Below are 7,370 nucleotides of genomic sequence, written 5' to 3' on the forward strand. Positions count from 1 at the left end.
CCCCTCCCCGTCTCGACAACGAACACCCCGCCCCCCACCCCCAACGACTAACACCCCCAGGGGAAGGAGTGCCGGGCCCCCCCCCCCCGGGCCCCCCCCCCCACTTTCGCGTCTCCGGAGGCAGAGCGAGGGCGTATTCCGTCACAGAGGTCTCACGCTCAGTTTGAATCGCCTGTCCCACAGCAGGTAAGACGCGTTTCACCGCAGGTGGGACAGCAAATCGGCCTCCCGGCCGGACGGCTGAGTGCGGCACAGTTCTGCCGCGGCTCGGTGAACACGAGCCGACACCCGAGACCGACCCCTGGAAGGAACACTTACGTGAGCCTCAAGTCCCGTATCGCCAAAGCCGCCACCGCGACCGCCGTCGCCGGCGCCGCCCTCCTCACCCTTGCCGGGCCCGCCAGCGCTGACCCGAACGCGCCGCACCTCGGCTACGGCTACGGCTACGGCTACGGCTACGCCAACAACACCCACGCCGTGTGGTGCGTGCAGCACCAGTTCAACTACTTCGTCAAGAACGCGCACATCAACTACCCGACCATCGGCGAGGACGGCCTGTGGGGCCCGGAGACCTACAACGCGATGGTCTGGCTGCAGAAGTCCTTCATGGACCCGCCGGCCGACGGCATCTTGGCCCGAACACCTGGAAGGCACTGGACTTCTGGGGCACCCCGTGGAACGAGCTCACCGGCAGCTGACAAACCGCCAACCACTGTGGCGTGCCGAAGCCGCCGGGACCCGGACCGTCTGACCGGGCGCCCAAGGTGCAGTCGATCCCCGGGAACCGGCGGATTCCCGGGGACATCGCAACACAGTGATCAACTGGCGTCGGCCAGGAGTCCGGCGAGACGCTCGGCTGGGGTCTCCCAGCCGAGCGTCTTGCGTGGGCGCCCGTTCAGGGCGGGGATCGATGACTCGCGCTGACCGGTCTCAGCGGAACGCGGCGACGTTGCGGGCGGCCCAGTCGGCGAAGGGGCGCGGGGCGCGGCCGAGGACCCGCTGGACGTCCGGACTGACGCGCAGCTCGGCCGGGCTCGGGGAGCCGAGGATGTCCAGGGTGTCGTCGGCGAGTTCCGCCGGCATGCTCCGGGCCATCGCGGCCCTGGCCTCGTCGCGGGTGAGCTCGTGGAACCTCACCGGCGTGCCGAGCGCGGAGGCGATGGCCTCCGCCTGCCCGCGCGGAGTGATCACCTCCGGGCCGGTCAGCTCGTAAACGCCGCCGGTGTGCCGGTCGTCCAGCAGGCAGGCCGCCGCGACCGCGGCGATGTCCGCCGGGTCGATGATCGGCACGCCGACGTCCCCGAAGGGTGCGGCGACGACCTGGTGCGCGCGAACGGACTCGGCCCACCACAGGGCGTTGGAGGCGAAGCCGCCCGGCCGCAGGACGGCCCACTCCAAACCGGACTCCCGCAGCGCGTCCTCCAGCGCCCGCATCGCGATCCGCGTCGGGCCGAAGGGCCTGGTCGCCACGCCCTGGGTGGAGAGCAGGACGACCCGGCGCACCCCGCCGACCGCGGCTTCGCCGATGATCTCCGCAGGGTTGGCCCCTGCGGCGTGCAGGTCGCCGGACAGCAGCAGGAACAGCGCCTTCGCCCCCTCCAGCACGGGCTTGAGGCCGGCCGGCCGGGCCAGATCGGCCACCACGTGCCGGACGCCGTCCGGCACCGCCGCCGCGTGCCGCGACACCGCCGTCACCTGCTCCCCCGCCTCGGCCAGCGCCTGCGTCAACGGCCGGCCGATGTTCCCGGTAGCCCCGGTCACCACGATCATGATCAGCTCCTTGTCGGATGTCCTCTGTGGCCTTCACGCTAGGAGCGCTGGCTTACTTTTAGTAAGGACATACCTGAAGGTAAGCTCATGACATGACGGAAGGTTTGCAGCACAGCCAGGCCGAGACCGGGGCGCGGTATGACGTGTTTCACACCGACTGCCCCGCGCGCGACATGGTCGACCACGTGACCAGCAGGTGGGGCATCTGGGTGCTGATCTCCTTGCGGAGCAACGACCTCCGCTTCTACGAGCTACGCGAGAGCATCCAGGGCATCAGCGAGAAGATGCTCTCCCAGACCCTGCGCGCACTGGTCGACGACGGCCTGGTCTGGCGGAACGTCGAACCGGCGACGCCGCCCCAAGTCACCTACGGGCTGACCGAGTTCGGCCGGGAGGTCAGCGAGCCGCTGACGGAACTGTTCGACCGGATCACCAGCCGGCTGTCGCTGCTCGGCATGCGCAGGCCCGGCAACGACTGACATACAGCCAACGACCGGGTGGCCCGGACACGGTCGCGAGCACCTCGCGTTCACCGATCTTCGGGTTGACCGGCGCCCACGTGATCGGCCTCCGCGCCGCGCGGAGGCGAGGAGGGAGTCCAGGTCGGGCGTCACAACCGACCTTTGGACTCCCTCACTTCATGTCATGCCTGCCGGCGAGCCCTTGGCATCGATCGCCTAGGCGGACCAGGTGCCGCCGTTGCCGTAGGTGAACACGGAGTCGGCGGAGCCGGCGTACGCGTTGCTGAGGGCGAAGGTGGCGGTGCCGGGCCGGTAGACGCCGTAGGTGGTGCGCCCCTGGTTGCTCCAGTCGCCGACGACGGGAAGGTCGCCCTTGATGCCGTAGGTCGCGGTGGTCACGCTGCCGTCGTCGTGACGCAGGGCAAGGACGTTCTGGTCACCCGCGTTCGTGCCGGGGCGGAAGACGCCCATCTGGGTGTGGCCGACCCCGTCCCAGTCGCCGACGATCGGGACGTCACCGGCCTGGCCGAGGGCTGCGGTGTTGACGCTGCCGTCATCGTGACGGACGACGAACGTGCCGGTGCTGGGGCGGTAGACGGCCATCTGGGCATGGCCGTCGTGGTCCCACATGCCCGGCACCGGAATGTCACCGGCCTGCCCGAAGACGAGCGAGGTGGTGCTGCCGTCGTCGTGCCGCACCGCGAACGTGCTGGTACCGGGCCGGAAGACACCGAGCTGGTCGTGGCCCACACCGTCGAAGTCACCGGTCATCGGAAGGTCCCCGGCCTGGCCGAAGCCCACCGACGTCGTCCCGCCGTTCACATCACGCAGCGCCCACGTCCCGTCCCGGAACACACCGACAGTGGTGGCCGATCCGACACCCCACCGGCCCGACACCGGCAGGTCACCGCTGTACGTCGACGGCTTGGTGTCCGTCGGGAAGACCGGCGCGGGGCCGGCCTTGGTGAGGCCCGCCTTCGTCGAGCAGACCGGCCATGCGCCCGGGCCCTGGTCGGCGAGGACCTTCTCGGCGGTGGCGATCTGCTGGTACTTGGTGGCGAGGTTGGCCTGCGGCGCGTACTGGGTGCCGCCGTACGCCTTCCACGTGCTGGAGGAGAACTGCAGGCCGCCGTAGTAGCCGTTGCCGGTGTTGATGCTCCAGTCGCCGCCGCTCTCGCACATGGCGACCTGGTCCCAGGTGGTGACGGACGCCGCGGAGGCGGCGCCGGCGGTCAGGAGCGGTGCCGCGGCGGCAGCGGCGGCAGCGGCGGCAGCGACGAGCAGGGCGGCCTTGCCGAAGCGGGTGACGGACGCAGTGGAGGGAGCGGAGGGCGTGGCGGGCATGAAGGAGCTCTCGCAATCAGATGCAGCGCGAACGGAAGTCGCTTGGGCGGATGCCTGGTTGGGGATCACCGGGGGCAGGTCGGGGTGGCGCGACCTGCCCCCGGTGAGGCGGGAGGTCAGGACCAGGTGCCGCCGTTGCCGTAGGTGAACACGGAGTCCGCGGTGCCCGCGTAGGCGTTGCTGAGGGCGAAGGTGGCGGTGCCGGGGCGGTAGACGCCGTAGGTGGTGCGGCCCTTGCTGCTCCAGTCGCCGACGACGGGAAGGTCGCCCTTGATGCCGTAGGTCGCGGTGGTCACGCTGCCGTCGTCGTGGCGCAGGACGAAGGTGTTCTGGTCGCCCGCGTTCGTGCCGGGGCGGAAGACGCCCATCTGGGTGTGGCCGACCCCGTCCCAGTCGCCGACGATCGGGACGTCACCGGCCTGGCCGAGGCCGGCGGTGGTGACGCTGCCGTCGTCGTGACGGACGGTGAAGCTGTTGGTGCTGGGGCGGTAGACGGCCATCTGGGCGTGGCCGTTGTGGTCCCACATGCCCGGCACCGGAATGTCACCGGCCTGCCCGAAGACGAGCGAGGTGGTGCTGCCGTCGTCGTGCCGCACCGCGAACGTGCTGGTACCGGGCCGGAAGACACCGAGCTGGTCGTGGCCCACACCGTCGAAGTCACCGGTCATCGGAAGGTCCCCGGCCTGGCCGAAGCCGACCGACGTCGTCCCGCCGTTCACATCACGCAGCGCCCACGTCCCGTCCCGGAACACGCCCACGGTGGTGGCCGATCCGACACCCCACCGGCCCGACACCGGCAGGTCACCGCTGTACGTCGACGGCCCCGTCGGGTCGTCGGCGATGTTGTTGTAGCGCAGGGCGGTGTAGTAGCTGGTGGGCCAGCCTTCGAGGCTGCTGCTGTTGATGTTCGCCTTGGTGGGGCCGTGGGTCGGGTTGTGGGTGTTGCTCTCGGCGTAGTAGGTGAAGTCGCCACTGGACTGGTTGGTCCAGCCGGCGAACAGGAAGGTGTGCTCGGCGGTGTAGTCGAGTGCGTCGCCCGCCTTGAGCTGGGAGAAGCTGATCGGGGTGGAGACGTTCGGCAGGGTCTGGGTGACCAGGCTGCTGGTCAGGTGCCAGGCCATGGAGACGTAGCCGGAGCAGTCCTCGCGGTAGGTGCCGTTGGCGTCGCTCTTGTACGCCCCCTGGTTGTAGGGGACGCCCTCGTCGACCCAGCTCTGGGCGCGGGCCAGCACCTCGCTGCGGGTGATGGTGCCGCCCGCGGTCGAGGCGGCCTGCGCCGGGGCGGCCGCCGTGAACAGGGTGACGCCGACGCCGGCGGCGACGAGGGTGGCGAGCGAGCGGGCGGCAGTGCGGGAGACGCGGGACATGGAGGGGTTCCTTCTCGGTGTCGGATGGTGGTGAAGTCGAGTGGTGAGCGCGCCGCTCAGGGGCGCTGCTCGGCTGCCGCGGGCGCGGTGCCCAGCCGGGCGGCCAGGTTGGCCAGGGTGGCCTGGTCGTCGGCCGCCGTCAGCGCGCCGGCCTCGGGGGTGCCGGCGGGGACGGCGAACTGCAGGACCGTCAGATCGTTCCGGTGGCGGACCAGGTAGATGTGGCCGGTCTGCGGGCCGGGCGCGGACATCCCGGCGACGGCGGACCACTGCCGCGAGAAGGCGCTGCCCTCGGCGGTCGTCGCCGTCGCGACGACCTGGGCGTCCTGCGACAGCTTCGCCGCGCTCTGCAGGGCGCGGGACTGCTGCTGGCACGCGTTCATGGCGTTCAGGACGTCCGTGTACGCCTGCTGGGCCGTCGCGGCGTCGGTGAAGGTGAACGTGTCCTGGACGGCCGGGGTCTTGAAACTGCTGACGTAGCCCTGCTGCTGCCAGGTCGCTGCGCCCTTGACGGCTGCGCACTCGTTGAGGCGCACATCGTGGGTGGCGGCCTGGGTGTGGGGCTGCGCGATCGGCTTCCAGGCGGCAGCGGCGTTGTCGGGCAGCTGCGCCGGGGCCAGCGGCGCGGGCACGGCGGGCACGGCAGGCGCAGCGGGCACAGCGGGAACAGCGGGCACAGCGGGCACAGCGGCACCCGGTGCGGTCGGCTTCGCAGGAGTCTTCGGAACGGGGACAGGCGCTGTGGTCCCCGTGGCCGACGGCGTGGCGGGGGCAGGCTCGGTCGGCTTCGTCGGCGTCAGTTCCGGTTGCCCGGAGGGCGTGTCGGACGCCGTCGTCGCCGGAGTGCCGGGAGCCTGCGGCGAGGCGGAGGCGAATGGAGTCGAGGCGGCGTCGGCCGGAGTCGCGGCGGAGGCGTGGTCACCGGTGCCGACCGCCGTCAGGGCGAGTCCGCCCGCAGTCACGGCGCACAGGGCGGCGGCGGTGCGGACGAGGATCGACGTCTTGGTGGCCACGGGGGATCTCCTGATCGGTCAGGCGGGTGCGCGAGGGCGTGGTGAAGTAGCCGCTGGGCGCAAGCGGTTGCGGAGGTGGGGCGTTGTGCGGCGGATCCGGGCCGTCCCGTGCCGGGGGACCGGGCACGGAGACCTTCGGACAGCGGGCGGGCAGCGAGTCGGCGGGCGCCGTGGTCAGCTGCCGGTAGGGCCTGCGGTCGGCGGCTCGGGGGCGAGGCGGCGGTGGCTCTGGCCGAGCAGGGGCGGGGTCCGGCGGCTGCGGCAGACCGCACGTGCCCACAGGGCGTCCACGGCCTCGGCCGCCTCGCTCAGCTCCGCGGCCGCCGCACGGGGTCGGCGGCGATTCAGGCTTGCGTGGACGATCTCAACCCCGGGCTCACCCACCCCAGGAGATGCTGTCGCAGAAGGCGGCGGGTGGCGGGGTGTGCGGCGTCTCGTCGGTGACGGCGGATGCCACGGGGGCGATCAGGAGCGTGGTGGGCGAGCCGGCGGTGACCGCGGCGGCCTGGGCGATACAGATGCGGATCACGACGGAGTCCTTCGCTACTGGTGGCGGAGATGTGCCGGGCGGATCGGGCGTCCCGCGGTTGACGCTGCGTCCGGCTGCCGTCCGGGCCGTTTCCCTGGCGGCGATCACTAGCTTCGCCGACCGTCGACACCACTGGAAGGCCTTCCGGATGTCGCCAATCGGCCTGACGGGGTCCGGACATGATGACGTGAACATGCCATTCACGATCGGCGCGATGCGCAACTCGCCCTGCAGATACGGCTGGAAGCGGCACGATTCCTGGTACCCGCCGACCTTCGTGGTCCGTGAGCCTGCGGACCCCGACCGGCTCTGCCGTCGTGCCCCTCCAGGTTGAACGTCTCGCGACACCCAACCGGCCGAGGGCCCGTCAGCGCCCACCCGGTGAGCCTTCGCGGTCACAGCACTGGCTAGGAACCGGGCCATGCAGCACAGCCTCACCGGCCTCGCCTGCCGCACGGACCTCGCCCAGCTGGGCCAGCCGCATTGCCCCCCGGCAGTGACAGACTGGGCGACATGACCGCGCACCCCACGATCGGCTCCGTCTGGGCTCGGCGCTACCCGGACGCGCCGCACCACAACCACGACTTCCGGGTGACCGGGGTGTTCGTGAAGGACGGCGTCACATACATCGAGGCCGAGCAACTCGGCAGCGGCGCACTCCACAGGGCACTGCTCGACGACGTCCTTGAGTACGCGGAGCCCATCGGCGCCGACAGCATCACCCCGACATCCCCCACGGCGTGAACAGCCCCGCCCTCCGCAACCCCGAGTCCCGTACGGAACGTGGCGGGGGGGTCCCTGGGGAGTGGCCCGCCCCCCTGTTTTCCCCAAACGGGGTTGGGGGGGTTTTCGGGGGAAGGGGGGGGGGGGGGGGTCCCCCTTTCCC

Annotated in this window: 8 protein-coding genes; 3 read left to right on the forward strand and 5 right to left on the reverse strand. The window is 71.3% G+C overall.

Annotated features, from left to right (window positions below; translation table 11 throughout):
* Positions 1-318 precede the first annotated feature (318 nt).
* Positions 319-924 carry a hypothetical protein gene (locus ACFQ87_RS25220; protein WP_380613070.1) on the forward strand — a complete coding sequence of 202 codons (606 nt, stop codon included), beginning with the start codon at positions 319-321 and terminating at the stop codon, positions 922-924.
* A 6-nt stretch (positions 925-930) separates the two neighbouring features.
* Here ACFQ87_RS25220 and ACFQ87_RS25225 read toward each other — a convergent pair whose 3' ends face one another.
* A complete protein-coding gene (locus ACFQ87_RS25225) occupies positions 931-1,770 on the reverse strand; it encodes an SDR family oxidoreductase (protein WP_380613071.1) in 840 nt (279 codons plus the stop codon).
* A 92-nt stretch (positions 1,771-1,862) separates the two neighbouring features.
* Between ACFQ87_RS25225 and ACFQ87_RS25230 the strand changes: the two genes are divergently transcribed.
* Complete coding sequence (locus ACFQ87_RS25230) at positions 1,863-2,249, forward strand: winged helix-turn-helix transcriptional regulator (RefSeq protein ID WP_380613072.1); 387 nt, start codon at positions 1,863-1,865, stop codon at positions 2,247-2,249.
* A gap of 198 nt (positions 2,250-2,447) precedes the next feature.
* On the opposite strand, the gene ACFQ87_RS25235 is transcribed toward ACFQ87_RS25230, so the two are convergent.
* From ACFQ87_RS25235 to ACFQ87_RS25250, 4 genes are all read right to left on the reverse strand, one after another.
* Positions 2,448-3,575: a transglycosylase family protein gene (locus ACFQ87_RS25235; RefSeq protein ID WP_380613073.1), complete on the reverse strand. Its 1,128-nt coding sequence runs from the start codon at positions 3,573-3,575 to the stop codon at positions 2,448-2,450.
* 116 nt (positions 3,576-3,691) lie between these two features.
* Entirely contained in the window at positions 3,692-4,942 is a 1,251-nt protein-coding gene (locus tag ACFQ87_RS25240; protein ID WP_380613074.1) for a hypothetical protein, read from the reverse strand.
* A gap of 56 nt (positions 4,943-4,998) precedes the next feature.
* A complete protein-coding gene (locus ACFQ87_RS25245; protein WP_380613075.1) occupies positions 4,999-5,955 on the reverse strand; it encodes a hypothetical protein in 957 nt (318 codons plus the stop codon).
* A gap of 376 nt (positions 5,956-6,331) precedes the next feature.
* Positions 6,332-6,484 (reverse strand): hypothetical protein, encoded by a 153-nt coding sequence (locus ACFQ87_RS25250; protein WP_380613076.1) that lies wholly within the window; start codon positions 6,482-6,484, stop codon positions 6,332-6,334.
* 513 nt (positions 6,485-6,997) lie between these two features.
* Here ACFQ87_RS25250 and ACFQ87_RS25255 point away from each other — a divergent pair.
* The gene (locus ACFQ87_RS25255; RefSeq protein WP_380613077.1) at positions 6,998-7,228 is read left to right on the forward strand and encodes a hypothetical protein; all 231 of its coding nucleotides are present in this window, start codon (positions 6,998-7,000) and stop codon (positions 7,226-7,228) included.
* The last annotated feature ends 142 nt before the right edge of the window (positions 7,229-7,370 follow it).

The organism is Kitasatospora sp. NPDC056531 (assembly GCF_042794375.1).
Lineage (GTDB): Bacteria > Actinomycetota > Actinomycetes > Streptomycetales > Streptomycetaceae > Kitasatospora.